Here is a 15,350-nt window from a genome sequence, read left to right on the forward strand (position 1 = left end):
AGCCTCAGCAAGAGAACCGGTCCCGAGCGCCGTGAGGTCGTCGAGCCCCGCGTCCACCAGTGATCGTCGCGGTCACGGTGGGGTGCGGGCCGGTTTGCGGTGCAGGCGGTAGTGGAGCACCAGGAAGGGGAGCCCGAAGACCCAGAAGGCGTGCTCGGCCCGCAGCTCGTCGTCCTGGACGTAGACGTCGAGCTGCTCGGCGAAGCCGTGCACCGCCAGAGCAGTCAGCTGCCTGGTGGCCGGGTCGATGTAGGTCAGGTAGTGGCCAGGCTGGTCGAGGTCGCTGCGGCTGGTGAGCACCAGGCCACCACCGGGGCGAGCGTGCGGCACCAGCGTGGCCGTGAAGCTGGCCTGGGGGAGCGGGAAGCCGACGCTGACGTACCCGCGTCCGGCATGGCGGTAGGTGGTGTAGATGCCGACGTAGATCGGCTCGTCGTTGTCGGCGAACGACCGGATCCAGCCGCGGACGGCCACGACGTCATCCTGGGACGGGATGATGGTGTCGATGCGGCTGCGGATCCCCCGCAACGCTTCCCGCTGGTTCATCGGCACGCTGGCCTGCCCGAGCGGGCGTGCCACCAGCGTCCGGTACAGCAGGTAGCCCGGACGCACCCACCGCCGCCACTGCGGGACGATGTCGAGGGTGAACCGCGTGGTGTGCTCGTAGAACTCCCGGACCCTCGGATCGACGTCCGCTGGAGCGAACCGCGGCCCGGCCAGCTCATCGAGCGAGGCGACAATGCCGACGTCGGGTGCGTCGGCGAGGTAGGTGCCCCCGAGCACCTCGGCCAGCTCGCGGACGTAGCCGGTCCCGACGTAGCGGGTCCGGGCTTCCAGCGGCACGACGAAGGGGAGGTCTGCTGCTCGGACCCGCTCGGCCAGCAGGCGCACCTGCGCGTCCCGAAACAGCAGCGCCGACACCGCCCGGTAGGCGAGCACCGTGCTGCTGGCCACTGCCGATCCTGGCACCCGACGCGCTCGCGCAGCCAACGCCCGGCCCACCGCGGCGCCCACCAGCGGCCCCAGCGCCACCTTCTGCGGACGGATCCCGAGCGCGCCGGCGACCGCCCCGGCCGCCGTTCCCACCGTGACGGGTCCAGCGCCGGTGAGGCGCTCGGCCGCCCACCCCAGCGGAGCAGCCAGCGCGGAGCTGGTCGCGATGCGGTGCCACAGCGCCGGGATCTCGCCTGGACGCTGCCGTGCCCGGGCCACCGCCTCCGAAGCCCCCAGACCGACGGCGCCGGCCATCGCCCCGATCCCAGCAGCCCTCGCGCCCCGGTGACCGGTGAGTGCAGCGCCGGCCAGGCCACCGATCGCGCAGGCGAAGCCGACAGCCCCCGTTCGGCTGGTCGCCGAGGCCGAACCATCTGGTGCCATCCTCGGAATCTACCCGTCCTGGTGGAGGGTCGCACCACGACAACGCCCAACTCGGCCAACAACGGCCGGGCTCCTCGGGTCCCGCACGCCGTCGAGCAGTGAACCGGACAGCGCGAACAACCCCGACGCATCCATAAGCTGTACCCGGTCAGCATCCTGGTGACCTGAGGCCCGGCACTGGTTCTGGGGCACGCCGACCCGCCCTGGTCGTCCCGCGGAGTAGGAGGAGGGCACAGCGCGGTGAGCTTGGCGCGGATGACTTCCCGGTCAGCCTGCCAGTTGAGCGGGTCTGGGGCGCAAGCAGCGACGCGGCGGCCCGCGATGAACGGGAGCTGTGCGGGCGGCGCCGGAGCTGGCCGCGTCGCTAAAGGAGTCGACGCGGCGGGTCCAGGACGGCAGCATGCCTGGTACGGCCGGCGGGCGGCGCGGACCCTGACCGGGAGCCGCCGACGGCGGCGGAGCGCTCGGGAAGCGGACCAGTGAGGTACACGTGCCGGCGGTGGAAGTGGACGGCCTGGGAAAGGTCTTCAGGGGTGGCGGCCCGCGGCGGCGGCCGGTGGAGGCCGTCCGCGGCATCACGTTCGCGGTGGAGCCAGGCGAGCGGCTGGCGTACATCGGGCCGAACGGGGCAGGCAAGTCGACGTCGATCAAGATGCTCACCGGCATCCTGCACCCGACGAGGGGATCGGCCCGCGTCCTCGGCCTGACGCCGTGGACGCAGCGCCGCGAGCTTGCCCGCAAGATCGGCGTGCTGTTCGGCCAGCGCGCTCAGCTCTGGTTCGAGCTGCCGCCGCGGCAGTCGTTCGCGCTGCTCGGAAGGATCTACGGCCTCGACCGGCGGACGACCGCGGCCCGTGTCGAGGAGCTCGGCGCGCTGCTGGACTCCGGGGACCTGTTCGACGTGCCGGTCCGCAGCCTCTCGTTGGGTCAGCGCATGCGCTGCGAACTTGTGGCCGCCGTGCTGCACGCGCCGCAGGTGCTGTTCCTCGACGAGCCGACCATCGGCATGGACCTGGTCGCGAAGCAGCGGTTCCGCGAGCTGGTGGTGCGGCTGAACCGCGAGCAGCAGACGACGATCTTTCTCACCTCGCACGACGTCCCCGACGTCGAGCAGGTTGCCAGGAGGGTCATCGTGGTCAACGGCGGCACGATCATCTACGACGACCGCGTCGCTGCAATGCGCCGGTCGGTGCTGTCGACCAAGCTGATCGAGGTCCGCTTCGAGGAGCCCCCGGCGGGCGGCTCCCTCGACTTCGACGGCCTGCGCGTGCTGCGGGAGTCCGGCACCGAGTACAAGCTGGTCGTCGACACCCGGCGGCGGTCGATCCGCGACGTGCTGGACACCCTGCTCGACACCGAGCGGGTGGCGGACATCTCCGTGGTTGACCCACCGCTCGAGGACGTGATCGCCCGGATCTACGGGGCACAGCCGTGACCGGAGGGGTCCGGGGACCTTCAGGGGTGTCCCGGTGAGCACAGCCGCCGGCGGGCACATGGCCGGTCCCTACGCCGCAGCCTTCGCCGCGGCGGCGGGGCGCGTGCTGCGCCGGCCGGGTGAGCTCGCCGTCCGCCTGCTGTTCTACGCGGTGATCCTCGTGGTGTTCGCCGCCCTGTGGTCGGCTGCCGCGGCGGCGACCGGCGGGCTCGTCGCCGGCTACTCCGCCGCCGCGCTGCTGTGGTATGTGACCGTGGCGGAGGCGGCGGTCGTGGCGACCAAGCCCCGGCTGATCGAGGACATCGGCGTCGACATCGGCACCGGCGCGGTCGCCACCGAGATGCTCCGGCCCGTGTCCGTACTGTGGCTGCGGCTGGCGAGCGAGCTCGGCGAGGCCGCGGTCCGGCTGGCCATGGCGCTGGCCATCGGCACGGCGTTCACGTGGGCGGTCGGCGGTGCGCCGCCAGCGCGCGCCGGTGCGCTGCTCGCGCTGCCGTCCGCTGTGCTCGCGGTCGCGGCGAACCTCGCCGCCCAGCACGCGTTCGCCGGCGCCGCGTTCTGGCTGTCCGACGCGAAGGCGACCTGGTTCCTGTACCAGAAGCTCGTCTTCCTGCTGGGCGGGATGCTGCTGCCGCTGCAGCTCTTCCCGGCCTGGCTGGAGCGCGTGGCGTGGGTCCTGCCGTTTTGGACCATGGCGTACGCCCCGGCCCGGTTGACGGCAGGCTCGCCGCCGCAGCCGTGGCTGCTGGCCGCCCAGGCGGCGTGGCTGGTGGTGCTGGCAGGCGCCGCGGCCGTGGTGTTCGCGGCGGGCGAGCGCCACTTGGAGGTGGCGGGCGGGTGACCGGCATGCGGACACTGCTGGGGACGATGCGGACCGCCGTCGTGGAGGCGTGGAGCAACCGCCGCTCGTTCTGGGTGCAGGCGTCGGCGATGATCCTCAATGACGCGGCCTGGGTGGCGTTCTGGGGGCTGTTCTTCCACAAGATCGGCCAGGTCCGCGGCTGGCGCAGCGACCAGGTCATGCTGATGTTCGCCATCCTCGCCACGGTCACGGGCATCTCGATGGGCCTGCTGTCCAACGCGCGGAAGCTGGGGCAGCTGGTGGCCGACGGCCAGCTCGACGCGGTGCTCACCCTCCCGGTCGACCCGCTCGCCTACCTGCTGGTCCGCCGCGTGGACACCGCGCTGCTCGGCGACCTGGCCTTCGGGCCGGTGCTGTTCGCCGTCGCCGCGCACCCGACGCCGCAGCGGACGGTACTGTACGTGCTCGGCGCGCTCACCGGCTCGGCGGTGTTCGTGTCGTTCGTCGTCATGCTCGGGTCGGTGACCATGGTGGCCGGGGGTCGCGGCGAGCAGGCGGACCTGGGCTTCCAGGCGCTGCTCATCCTGGCGTCCTACCCGCTGGACGTGTTCGGCGGCCTGACGAAGCTGATGATGTTCACGGTGATCCCCGCCGCCTTCCTCACCGGGGTTCCCGTCCACCTGGTGGACCACTTCCGCTGGGCGACCCTGGCCGCCATGCTCGGCGTCGCCGTCGGGTCGATGCTGCTGGCTGGCGTCGTGTTCCGGGCCGGTCTGCGGCGCTACCGGTCGGGCGCGCTGTGGACCCGAGCCTGAACGCCACCCGATCGCGGCCGGCTACCGGCCGGTGGGCTGCCGGGGAGAAGCCGTCGTCGGTCGGCCCGTCGACGGGCGGGGTCGCACGCCACACCAGCGTGTCGACGCCTGGCCGGATGGATGGCGCATTCCCGCGCCTGCCTGCTCCGGCCTGTCCCGGGAGTCCTGTTCGCCGAAGACCCACGGCATGACGCTTCGCGCTGGAGCGGTCGAGCGCGCGCGTAGCGGGAGCGGGCTCTTGTTTGACCCGTCGATGCTCGACCGCTACGTGCGCGCGAAGGCCACCGAGTAGCCCTAGTCGGCGGCCGAACGCGTCGCCCGACACCGAGGAGGGATCACCTTGGCAGACGACATGGCAGACGACATGGCAGACGACGGCGGCACCCACTACCAGCAGCAGACGCCCGCGCCGGCTTGGGAACAGCGGATCGCGGATCTGTGGGCCGCCATCGACGACCTCGACCCCACCGACTTCCTCGCGAGGGTCGAGGCACTGGCCGCCGAACTTCCGTCGGGCAATGCGATCGCGCTGTTCGAGCTCGCGTCGGCAAATGACTCCACCGGCCATGCGGAACAGGCCGCTCAGCTCTATCGGCAGGCCCTCGCCGCTGGTCTGACCGGCCAGCGGCGCCGTCGTGCCGTGATCCAGTTGGCCAGTACACTCCGCAACCTGGGCCAAGCTGAGGACAGCGTCGTGCTCCTTGCTGCCGAACGGGAAGCCAGTTCCGACGACCTCGATGACGCGGTCGCTGCGTTTCTGTCTCTGGCTCTCGTCGACACTGGGCGGGAGAGGGAAGCGGCGGGACTCGCGCTCGCCACGCTGGCGCGCCACCTGCCGAGGTACAACCGCTCGCTGGCAAACTACGCCAAGGCCCTCTCCGACGCCCCCGCGTAGAGGTTCGGCCAGGGGCATTACGCAGCCTGGGCTACTCGGTGGTGATCGCGCGCAGCATGTCGATCCTGGCCGCACGGCGGCCGGGGAAGACCGCCGCGAGCACACCCGCGATGGCGGCGGCGGCGACGAACGCGAGCAGCGTGCCGACCGGCAGGGCGAACTCGGTGACGCCCTGGCCGCGCAGGGAGCGCACCAGCATCCAGCCGAAGAACGTGCCGACGACCAGGCCGAGGACCGCGCCGAGCACGGCGATGATCACCGCCTCCCAGCGGATCATCTGCCGCAGCTGCCCCCTGGTCATGCCGACCGCGCGGAGCAGGCCGAGCTCGCGGACCCGCTCCAGCACCGACAACGCCAGCGTGTTGATGATGCCGATGAAGGCGATGACCACCGCCAGCGCCAGCAGCACGTAGAACAGCAGCAGCACCCGGTTGATCTGGCTCGCCTGCTCCTGCTTGTACTCTGCCTGGTCCTTGACCTGGACGTTGGGGAAGTCTGTGACCACCCGGTCGACGGCGGCGCGCGACGCGTCCGGCGAGACGCCCGACCCTGCCTTGACCAACGCGAGCGCGTCGAGCTGGTCGGCGTAGTGCCGCTCAAAGTCCGGCATCGCCAGCAGATAGGCGCCGTTGAGCTGGTTGTCCTCGTAGATCGCCTTGATCGGCTCCTGCCGGGTGCCGCCAACGGGGAACTCCATCGCGATGGAGTCGCCCACCTTCCAGCCGTGCTGCCTGGCGACGTCCTTGCGGACCGCGACGCCGCCGCCGGCCAGGTCGGCAAGGCTCCCGGCGGTCGTGTCGGTGCGGACGGTCTTGTCGTAGGCGACCGGGTCGACGCCGAAGAGCTGCTCGGTCTTGCCGTCGAGCTTGAATACGCCAAAACGGACACCGGCGGCCGAGTCGACCTCCGGCTGCTGCGCCAGGCGCGTGACCACCTCGGTGCTGAACCCCTGGCCGCTGTTGCTCGGGCCGCTGAGGATGTAGTCGGCCGCGACCGCCTGGTCAAGGATCTTGGTGACCGACGCCTTGAGCGACGCCGCGAAGATGGTCACGAAGCTGACCAGGGCGAGCCCGATCATCAGCGCCGCGGCGGTCGAGGCGGTGCGGCGCGGGCTGCGCATCGCGTTCTCACGCGCCAGCTTGCCCGGCTCGCCGGTCCAGTGCGCGAACGGCCAGCCCAGCACCCGTGCCAGCGGCCGGGCGACCAGCGGGCTCAGGATGCCGACCCCGAGGAAGACGACGACCGCGCCGCTGGCCACGCTCGCCAGTCGGTTGCCCTGCTTGGCGAACAGCCCGGCCAGCAGCAGCGCCACGCCGACCGCGGTGACCAGCGTTCCGAGCACGGTGCGCCGCCGGCTCGTGTGGGCCGGGGCGGCGGCCGCCTCCTCCTGCAACGCCGCCACCGGCGGGACGCGCGTGGCCTTCAGCGCCGGCACCAGCGAGGCGACCAGCGTCACCACCACGCCGACCAGCAGCGCCACGACGATCGTGCGCGGCAGGATCTCCAGGGTAGTCGAGGGCAGATCGGCGCCGATCGCCTTGAACACCTGCTTCAGCCCGGCGGCGACGAGCACGCCCAAGCCGAGGCCGACGACCGAGGCGAGCACGCCGGTGATGAACGCCTCGGTGAGCACCGAGACGAGCACCTGCCGGCGCGATGCCCCCAGGCAGCGCAGCAGGGCGAGTTCCCGGGTGCGCTGGGCGAGGATGATCGAGAACGTGTTGACGATGATGAACGAGCCGACGAACAGGGCCACGAAGGCGAAGGCCAGCAGCGCATAGTTGATGAACTTGGTGAACTGGCCGACCGCCTTGGCAGTGTCCTGGGCGAACTGCTCGCCGGTGAGCACCTCATACGTTGGGTCGAGCGCGGCCTTGACGCGGTCACGCAGCTGCGTGTCGGACACGCCGGGGGCGGCGACCACGTCGATCTCGTCGTAGACGCCCTCACGGTGCAGCACCTGCTGCGCGGTGGCAAGGTCGAAGCCGGCCAGGGTCGCACCGGCAAGGTTGTCGGCCTGCCCGAAGCCGAGGATGCCGCTCACGGTGTACTCCCCGGGCGGCCCCTGGAACAGCAGCTTGACCCGGTCGCCGACGTGGAAGCCTTGCTTGCTGGCGGTGTGCGCGTCAACCGCGACCTCGCCCGGGCCGCTTGGAAGGCGCCCGGCCCGCACGGTGGTGGCCGCCTGCAGCTCCGGGGTCGTGCTGAGCGAGACGCCCAGAGTGGGCGCGCCGCCGGTGGTGACCGGCTTGCCGTTCTTGCCGATGAACTGGGCATAGCCGCTGACGCTGCCCTCGGCCGCCTTGACGCCCGGCACGGCCTTCACCCGGTCGAGCAGCAGGGCCGGCATCGGCGCCCGCTGCTCGTTGCCCTGGGCGGAGAAGGTCGCCTTGGTGCGAACCGCGACGTCGACGCCCTTGGTGACCTGCGTGAACAGGTCGTTGAAGGTCCTGTTGATGGTGTCGGTGAGCACGTAGGTGCCGGCGACGAAGCTGACGCCAAGCACGATCGCCAGCGCGGTCAGCGCCAGCCGCAGCTTGTGGGCTGCGAGGCCCTTGAGGGTCGCCTTCCACACGGCCGGTCAGCCCCCCAGCTGCTTCAGGAGGTCGAGCACCTTCTCGGCGGTCGGGTCGGCCATCTCGTCGACGATGCGCCCGTCGGCGAGGAACAGCACGTGGTCGGCGTGGGCCGCCGCGGTCGGGTCGTGGGTGACCATCACGATCGTCTGGCCGAACTCGTCGACCGAGCGGCGCATGAAGCCGAGCAGCTCCGCGCTGGACTTGGAGTCGAGGTTGCCGGTGGGCTCGTCGGCGAAGATGATCGCCGGCTTGGACACGAGCGCGCGGGCGCCGGCGACGCGCTGCTGCTGCCCGCCGGACAGCTCCGCTGGGCGGTGGCCAAGGCGCGGGCGCAGCCCGACCGCGTCGACCACCCGGTCGAACCAGGCCCGGTCTGGCTTGCGGCCCGCGATCGCCAGAGGCAGCTCGATGTTCTCCGCCGCGGTCAGCGTCGGCAGCAGGTTGTAAGCCTGGAAGATGAAGCCGACCTGCTCGCGCCGCAGCACGGTGAGGTGCCGTTCGGAGAGCTGGCTCAGCTCGGTGTCGCCGATCCACACTTGCCCGCTCGTGACCCGGTCCAGGCCAGCGAGGCAGTGCATCAGGGTCAACTTGCCGGAGCCGCTCGGGCCCATGATCGCGGTGTACCGCCCGCTCGGGAAGGCGACCGAGACGTCGTCGAGGGCGAGCACCGCGGTGTCACCCTCCCCGTAGACCTTGCTGATCCCGACCGCCCGCGCGGCCAGCGGCTCCTGCCCGGCGCCCAGGTCGATGTCGCCGCCCATTCACGCAATCCCTTCTCTGCCCGCTCCATGCCCGCTCGTTGTCCGCGTTGCTGGTTGGTTGCGGACGGCCGGAGGCCAACCCGCAGACGCACCGGCTACGCCGAATGCAAGCCGGTGTCGGATCCGATGGCCGGGGTCCGCGAGACGCCAAGCTTCGCATTCAACCCGAGGAGGCGGCAACCGCCTGACGCGCTGCCCCGTTCGGATGGCACACTGCTCGGGTGAGTGACGAGCGTGCCACTGACCTGGCGAGGACCGCGGCGGAGCTGCGGGAGTTCGCGCTCGGGCTGCCCGGTGCGTGGGAGGACTTCCCCTGGGAGGACGACCGTACCGCCAAGGTGGGCAAGAAAGGTGTTCGCCTTCCTGGGACAGGCCAAGCCCGGTGACGGGTACCGGATCACGCTGAAGCTGCCGGAGTCCGCCGAGCAGGCGCTGGCGCTCGGGTGCTGCGAGCCGGCCGGGTACGGGCTCGGACGGGCGAACTGGGTCACCGTCAAGGTAGCCGCCGCGGAGTGCCCGCCGGTGGAGGTCCTGCTCGACTGGGTCGACGAGAGCTACCGGACGATCGCGCCGAAGACGCTCGTGCGCGAGCTCGACGCCCGCCGCTGACGACCCAGGTCGCGCGGCCGGCCGGTCGCTACGGTGTTGCCGCGAACGGGACGGGAGGCGGCACCGAGGCGAGCAGTCGCCGGGTGGTGGTCGCTGAAGCTGGTGTAGCGGTCGATCTCGATCAGCAGCTCGGCGGTCTGCGGTCGCGGCACAGTAGTTGACACTGACTAGACGATCATGAATACTTTACAGTGACTACAGCGGTAGAGACGGTGGAGACGGAGGAGCAGATGGCGAAGCGGCGCAAGGTCGGCAACCTGCTGGCGCTGGCCGTGCTGTCCTACCTGACCCGGGAGCCCATGCACCCCTACGAGCTGGGTCGGACCCTGCGCGACCACGACGACGCACGCAGCATCAAGTTCAACCACGGCTCGCTGTACATGGTCGTCCAGCAGCTGGCCAAGGCCGGCTTCATCGTCGCGCAGGAAACCACCCGCGACGGCCGGCGCCCGGAACGCACCGTGTACGCGCTCACCGACGCCGGCCGGCACGAGCTGCGCGACTGGCTGCGCGAGCTGGCCGAGGTGCCGCAGCACGAGTACCCGCACTTCGTGGCCGCGCTTTCGCTGATCGGGGCGCTCCCACCAAGCGAGGTCGTCGAGCTGCTGGGCAGGCGGCTGCGCCGGCTCGCCGAGCAGCGCGCCGAGATCCGCGACCTGATCGGCAGCACGCTCGCCGGGGGCGTGCACCCGCTGTTCCTGGTCGAGGAGGAATACCGGCTCGCTCTGCTGGACGCCGAGACCAGGTTCGTCGAGCGGTTCATCGAACAAATCACCCACCCGGAGACCGGCTGGGGCCGGCTGTGGGCCGAGTTCCACGGCGAGCCCGCCACCACCGACGAAAGGCAGCAGTCATGACCCACCCACGCACCGCCCTGGTCATCGGCGGCGGCATCGCCGGCCCGGTCGCCGCCATGGCCCTGCAGAAGGCCGGCATCGACGCGGCCGTCTACGAGGCGCACGCCACCTCAGCCGAGGACATCGGTGCGTTCCTCACCCTGGCCACCAACGGGCTCGACGCACTGCGCACCCTGGGCGCGCACACACCAGCGCTGGCCGCCGGCTTTGCCACCCCGGCGATCGAGCTGTACAGCGGCACCGGCAAGCGCCTCGGCGCGGCCCGCACCGGTCTCACACTCGACGACGGCACCACCACCCACTCCCTCAAGCGCGCCGACCTGTACCGGGCGGTGCGCGAGGAGGCCATGCGCCGCAGCATCCGCATCGAGCACGGCAAACGGCTGGTCGATGCCGAGACCGCCGCCGATGGGGTGCGTGCGGTGTTCGCCGACGGCAGCACGGCCACCGGCAATGTGCTGATCGGCTGCGACGGTGTGCACTCCACCGTGCGGCGCCTCATCGACCCGGCCGCGCCGGCACCCACCTACGCCGGCCTGATCAATCTCGGCGGCTACGCCCGTGGTGTCCGCGTCGACGCCGAGCCGGGCACCTACCACATGATCTTCGGCAAGCGGGCGTTCTTCGGCTACGCCGTCGCCTTGGGCGGCGAGGTCTGGTGGTTCGCCAACGTGCCCCGCCGCGACGAACCCGCCCGCGGCGAGCTCGCGACCATCAGCACCGAGCAGTGGAAGCGCCGGCTCCTCGAGCTGTACGCCGGCGACGCCGGCGGCGCCACCCGGCTCATCCAGGCCACCGATCACGACCTGGCCGCCAGCCCCATCCACGCCATTCCCCACCTGCCCACCTGGCACAACGACCGCATGATCGTGATCGGGGACGCCGCCCACGCCCCGTCGCCATCCTCCGGGCAGGGCGCTTCGCTGTCCATCGAGGATGCCGTCGTGCTCGGTACATGTCTGCGTGACCTGCCCAGCCCCAAGGCGGCCTTCGCCACCTTCGAGCAGCTGCGCCGGCCCCGCGTGGAGCGCATCATCAAGCAGGCCGCCCGGATCAACAACAACAAGGCCGCGGGCCCCGTCACTCGCGTGTTCCGAGACATGATGCTGCCGTTGATCCTCAAGATGACCGCCAACAGCGCACAGGCAAAGCAGCTCTACGACTACCACATCGACTGGGATGCCCCAATGGCTGCACAAGGCGCCACGGCCGGAAGGCGGTCCGCCAGCTCGCCCCGGTAGATCGCGACGCCGAGCACGAGCAGGGCCATCACGGCAATGCCAGCAGGAAGACCCAGGGGGAGGGCGGCCAGGGCCGCGGCACCTCAGCGCTGGGCTCTGGACGCCGCCGTGAGACGGCGACCAGCAGGGCGGGCTCCCGCCCAGGGTTGTGGAGGGCGCGCAGCGGCAACCCGGTCAGCCACAGTACCTCGCCGCGTCCGAACCGCTCACGGCTGCCGCCGAGACACTCCAGGTCGATCTCCCCGCGTTCGACGATGACGAGCGCGTCCCGCCATTCGGTCTGGTCGTAGGCCCGCTGGTGGCCGGATGGGACAGTGACCACTCGAAGCTGGAACCACGGCGGGAGCGCGGTGCCGAAGAAGGAGAGCCGGTCGGGGCCGGAGTCGCGGTCCATCACAGCGTCGGGAGTAGGCCGAACGCCGGGAACAGGTCGGCGGGGAAGGTGGTGATCTCCACCACCTTCCCGACCGCGCCATCCTCGGCCCGGTCCGGCCCCGCGTCGACCCTGCGCACCATGCCGCCTTCCGTTGCCACCTCACCCCGCCCGTCACCGTTCGTCAACGCTATGACGACCACCAGGCGACAAACTCATCGGTGGTCAGCACGTCTCGAAAGCCGCGGGTTCCTTTGCCGCGCGCCCGACCGGCCTGTCGGTCGCCTCCGCCCGCGTCACCCCCGGAGTGCGCGTTTGGTGGCCTCGGGCAGCATCGCCGACCGGCCGGTCCGCCGCAGCTCGGCGCCGACGGCGAGCGGTTCGGGCTCGACCGGCGCGAACGGGTCGATCTCGGGTTGGCAGACCGTGCCCTGGGCCGGCAGCACACCGTCGATGAGGTAGGCGTTCACCGCGGCGTCCACGCAGCTCGACACGCCCCAGTAGACGGTATGGCCCCAGCCGGCATACGACAGCAGCCGGGAGTTCGGCAGCAGCCCGGCGACCGTCTGCGCCCCCTCATACCGCGTCGCCGGATCGAAGAAGGGGAGCTGGCCTCCTGGCCGGAGCCTCTCGCCGGAGCCGAAGCCGCAGGCACGGCCAAGGACCCGATGGTCAGCGCCGCCACCGCAGCGACGAGCATGAGACGCTTGCGAGGATAGTTGACCATGGCAGCCTCCGCTCCTGTTGCCCACCGCCCAGCCTGGAGCTGGTCAGCCGAGGGCCGCATGCCACTGTAATGGGAACGCTGCTGAGGATCACGGGAAAGTCCCGATACCCCCGTACCCGACTTGCAACCCATGGTGCTCTCATGGCTTGTTTCAGGTCGATCCTTCCTCGTCCACGGAGGACGGCATGGCGCAGCCCGGATACCGGCCCGTGGCGCGGCCGGACCGCTGGGGGCCGCTGGCCGCCAGGCTGCTCCCGGCCCGCGGGGCCCACGCCGCGACCGGCCAGCCCAGAGCGACAGTGGTCGTGCTGCTGGCGGTGGGGTCCGGCCTGGCCCTGGTGGGCGTGCTGGCGCCGACGGCGGTGCAGCCCCTGCACGTGGCGAGCGCGCTGCTGATCGGGGCGGGCGGCTTCGTGGCCTGGTGGAGCGTGGCGCCCGACCCGGCCCAGCCTCCCTGGGTACCCAAGAGCCTCGCCGCCCTGTTCCTGACCGCGGTGCTGATCCTGGCTGCGGACATCGGTACCCATCCGACGCTGGCCGGAGATACCGGCGGCCCCATCCGGGTCCAGTCCGAGCTCGCGCTCGTGATCCGAGGCGTCCTCATGGCCGTTGCGGCCGGGATCGGCCTGTGGTCTGTCCCGGCCGGCGTGCGGGGCCGCCCGGCGGACGAGTGGATGGCGGACGCCCTCCTCCTCGTCCTGGGCCTGACCGTGCCTCTGCTGGCGCTGATCCTGCCCCAGCGGTCCGCGCTGGCTCCGCTCAGTGTGGCCGAGTGGATCCTGGTGGCCGGGATCGTGGCCCTCTGCGTCGCGGCCGGCACGGTGGCGCTGTGGCCCCGCCCCCCCTTCGCCGATCCCGGGCAGGCGATCGTGGTGTCGCTCGGGGCCTTCGGGGGCCTGACCCTTGAGGTGATCGGGCTGGCGGGGGGCTGGGGCTTGTTGCGCGACGCCGCCGACCTGAACGCCGGCAGCATCCTGTGCGCGGCCCTGCTGGCCGCGGGCGGCATCCTGCGGGCCCGGCGCCCGCGGTTCGAGTCGATCGGGCTGGCGGTCACGGTCGCCTTCGGTGTCCTCGCCGCGATCAGTCCCTGGCTGGCGCCCCAGCCGAACCGGTTCTGGGGGTTCTTCGCCGTGATCGGGGCGGCCACGGTGCTCGCCTTCCGGCTCATCCGCACCGACACCCGGTCCGACCGCGACCGGACCGCCCTGGCCGAGGCGGTCGCGCGCGAGCAGGAGGCCGCCCAGCGGCTGCGGGCCCTCGACGAGATGAAGACCACGTTCCTGCGCGCCGTCTCACACGACCTGCGCACCCCGCTCACGGTGATCCTCGGGTCGGCGCTCACCTTGCAGCGGCGGGTGGAGCGCCTGTCACCCGAGGACCGCGCCGAGTTGCTCGGGCGGCTCGGCGCCAACGCCCGCAAGCTGGAGCGGCTGCTGACCGACCTGCTCGACCTGGACCGCCTGAGCCGGGGCATCCTGGAGCCGCAGCGCCGGCCCACGGACGTGGGCGCCCTCGTCCGCAGGGTCAAGGCGGAGATGGAGGCTCTGGCCGACCGCCCGGTGACCGTGGTCGCCGCGCCGGTGGTAGCCGACGTGGACGGCCCCAAGGTCGAGCGGATCGTTGAGAACCTGCTCATCAACGCGGCCAGGCACACCCCAGCCGGGACGCCGGTGTGGATCCGGGTCGACCCCTGGGCGGCCGGGGTGCAGATCGCGGTGGAGGACGCGGGTCCCGGGCTGCCCGCAGAACGCCGGGAGTCGATCTTCGAGGCGTTCCAGCAGGGGCCAAGCGCGGCCGCCCACGCCCCGGGAGTGGGGATCGGCCTGTCGCTGGTGATCCGCTTCGCCGAGCTGCACGGAGGGCGCGCCTGGGTGCAGGACCGTCCCGGCGGCGGCGCCTCCTTCCGGGTACTGCTCCCCGACCGGTCCCCGGAGCGGCTGCCCCTGAACAGGAACGACACCCGCTCCCCAACGTGACGGCTCGGCGCACCACGAGCTCGGCTGGTCCCGCGCCCGCTGCGTCCTCGCATTGACAACCGTCGATGCATGGGCCACTATTCGCATCGACGAGTGTCGATCAAAGGAGCCACCTGATGCAAACCCTGCTTCGCCGCTTCCGCGCCGCAACCCTGGGCGCCGCCACGTTCTGCGATCGCTGCGCCGAGGTGTGCGACGCCCGCTGCCGCTCCCAGGCCACCATCGACCACGCCCGCGCGCAGACCACCGCCCACCGGGTCGGGCTGTGACGACCCCCGCCGCCACCGGCCCGACCCCCGTCGACACGGGTGCGTGCTGCACACCGCTCGGTGCCCCAACACTGTCGGACGAAGAGGCCGCGGCGATCGCCGGGCTGTTCCGCGCACTTGCCGACCCTCACCGGGTCCGGATCGTCAACCTGCTCGCCACCAGCCCCGACCCGGTCTGCGTCTGCGAGCTCACCGGCCCGCTTGGGATCAGCCAGCCGACCGTCAGCCACCACCTCAAGAAACTCATCACCGCCGGGCTGCTGGACCGCGAGCAGCGCGGCACCTGGGCCTACTACTCCCTCAACCGTCAGGCCATGGCTCGCCTGGCCGCCGTCTCCGACCTCCAAGGAGCCACGCCATGAGCACCACCGAGCACCCCAACGACCAGGCCGAGCTTCGCGAGCAGGTCCGTGCCCGCTACGCCGAGATGGCCACCCGGGTCACCACCGGCACCGTCGGCACCGCCGGCACCGCCGGCACCGCCGGCACCGCGAGCACCGCCAGCACCGCCAGCACCGCCGGCTGCGGCTGCGGCAGCGGCCAGCCCGCCGGCTGCTGTGGCCCCGGCGCCGAGGAGCCCGGCATCGGCGCCGAGCTCTACACCGTCGACGAGCGCGACACCCTGCCCGGCCCG

17 protein-coding genes are annotated in these 15,350 nt (G+C 71.7%); 11 read left to right on the plus strand and 6 right to left on the minus strand.

Annotated elements, in window-relative coordinates; all coding sequences use genetic code 11:
• Positions 1–72 precede the first annotated feature (72 nt).
• Positions 73–1,377: a hypothetical protein gene (locus tag VG276_21520; protein HEV8651901.1), complete on the minus strand. Its 1,305-nt coding sequence runs from the start codon at positions 1,375–1,377 to the stop codon at positions 73–75.
• A gap of 499 nt (positions 1,378–1,876) precedes the next feature.
• Between VG276_21520 and VG276_21525 the strand changes: the two genes are divergently transcribed.
• From VG276_21525 to VG276_21540, 4 genes are all read left to right on the plus strand, one after another.
• The gene (locus VG276_21525; GenBank protein HEV8651902.1) at positions 1,877–2,812 is read left to right on the plus strand and encodes an ATP-binding cassette domain-containing protein; all 936 of its coding nucleotides are present in this window, start codon (positions 1,877–1,879) and stop codon (positions 2,810–2,812) included.
• A gap of 34 nt (positions 2,813–2,846) precedes the next feature.
• A complete protein-coding gene (locus VG276_21530) occupies positions 2,847–3,653 on the plus strand; it encodes an ABC-2 family transporter protein (protein ID HEV8651903.1) in 807 nt (268 codons plus the stop codon).
• Between the two features lie 5 nt (positions 3,654–3,658).
• The gene (locus VG276_21535) at positions 3,659–4,429 is read left to right on the plus strand and encodes an ABC-2 family transporter protein (protein HEV8651904.1); all 771 of its coding nucleotides are present in this window, start codon (positions 3,659–3,661) and stop codon (positions 4,427–4,429) included.
• 364 nt (positions 4,430–4,793) lie between these two features.
• Positions 4,794–5,324, plus strand: a complete 531-nt coding sequence (locus VG276_21540; protein ID HEV8651905.1) for a tetratricopeptide repeat protein — start codon at positions 4,794–4,796, stop codon at positions 5,322–5,324.
• Between the two features lie 31 nt (positions 5,325–5,355).
• Here VG276_21540 and VG276_21545 read toward each other — a convergent pair whose 3' ends face one another.
• Together VG276_21545 and VG276_21550 are read right to left on the minus strand one after the other, a co-directional pair.
• Positions 5,356–7,899 carry an FtsX-like permease family protein gene (locus VG276_21545; protein ID HEV8651906.1) on the minus strand — a complete coding sequence of 848 codons (2,544 nt, stop codon included), beginning with the start codon at positions 7,897–7,899 and terminating at the stop codon, positions 5,356–5,358.
• A 6-nt stretch (positions 7,900–7,905) separates the two neighbouring features.
• On the minus strand, positions 7,906–8,664 hold the full coding sequence (locus VG276_21550) for an ABC transporter ATP-binding protein (protein ID HEV8651907.1): 759 nt from the start codon (positions 8,662–8,664) through the stop codon (positions 7,906–7,908).
• A gap of 351 nt (positions 8,665–9,015) precedes the next feature.
• On the opposite strand from VG276_21550, the gene VG276_21555 reads away from it, so the two are divergent.
• From VG276_21555 to VG276_21565, 3 genes are all read left to right on the plus strand, one after another.
• On the plus strand, positions 9,016–9,273 hold the full coding sequence (locus VG276_21555; GenBank protein HEV8651908.1) for an MmcQ/YjbR family DNA-binding protein: 258 nt from the start codon (positions 9,016–9,018) through the stop codon (positions 9,271–9,273).
• Between the two features lie 230 nt (positions 9,274–9,503).
• On the plus strand, positions 9,504–10,130 hold the full coding sequence (locus tag VG276_21560; protein HEV8651909.1) for a PadR family transcriptional regulator: 627 nt from the start codon (positions 9,504–9,506) through the stop codon (positions 10,128–10,130).
• Positions 10,127–11,371: an FAD-dependent monooxygenase gene (locus VG276_21565; protein ID HEV8651910.1), complete on the plus strand. Its 1,245-nt coding sequence runs from the start codon at positions 10,127–10,129 to the stop codon at positions 11,369–11,371. Before VG276_21560 ends, VG276_21565 begins: the two co-directional genes overlap by 4 nt.
• A 28-nt stretch (positions 11,372–11,399) precedes the next feature.
• On the opposite strand, the gene VG276_21570 is transcribed toward VG276_21565, so the two are convergent.
• The 3 genes from VG276_21570 to VG276_21580 form a co-directional block, all read right to left on the minus strand.
• Positions 11,400–11,765, minus strand: a complete 366-nt coding sequence (locus VG276_21570) for a hypothetical protein (GenBank protein HEV8651911.1) — start codon at positions 11,763–11,765, stop codon at positions 11,400–11,402.
• Complete coding sequence (locus VG276_21575) at positions 11,765–11,887, minus strand: hypothetical protein (protein HEV8651912.1); 123 nt, start codon at positions 11,885–11,887, stop codon at positions 11,765–11,767. The genes VG276_21570 and VG276_21575 overlap by 1 nt, the downstream gene beginning before the upstream one ends.
• A 153-nt stretch (positions 11,888–12,040) precedes the next feature.
• Positions 12,041–12,496, minus strand: a complete 456-nt coding sequence (locus VG276_21580; GenBank protein ID HEV8651913.1) for an alpha/beta hydrolase — start codon at positions 12,494–12,496, stop codon at positions 12,041–12,043.
• Between the two features lie 160 nt (positions 12,497–12,656).
• Here VG276_21580 and VG276_21585 point away from each other — a divergent pair, with 160 nt between their 5' ends.
• The 4 genes from VG276_21585 to VG276_21600 form a co-directional block, all read left to right on the plus strand.
• On the plus strand, positions 12,657–14,447 hold the full coding sequence (locus tag VG276_21585) for an ATP-binding protein (protein ID HEV8651914.1): 1,791 nt from the start codon (positions 12,657–12,659) through the stop codon (positions 14,445–14,447).
• A 116-nt stretch (positions 14,448–14,563) separates the two neighbouring features.
• A complete protein-coding gene (locus tag VG276_21590; protein HEV8651915.1) occupies positions 14,564–14,716 on the plus strand; it encodes a hypothetical protein in 153 nt (50 codons plus the stop codon).
• Complete coding sequence (locus VG276_21595; GenBank protein ID HEV8651916.1) at positions 14,713–15,078, plus strand: metalloregulator ArsR/SmtB family transcription factor; 366 nt, start codon at positions 14,713–14,715, stop codon at positions 15,076–15,078. The genes VG276_21590 and VG276_21595 overlap by 4 nt, the downstream gene beginning before the upstream one ends.
• On the plus strand, positions 15,075–15,350 hold a 276-nt coding region (locus tag VG276_21600), incomplete at its 3' end, for a hypothetical protein (GenBank protein HEV8651917.1). The genes VG276_21595 and VG276_21600, both read left to right, overlap by 4 nt.

The organism is Actinomycetes bacterium (genome assembly GCA_036000965.1).
GTDB lineage: Bacteria > Actinomycetota > CALGFH01 > CALGFH01 > CALGFH01 > DASYUT01.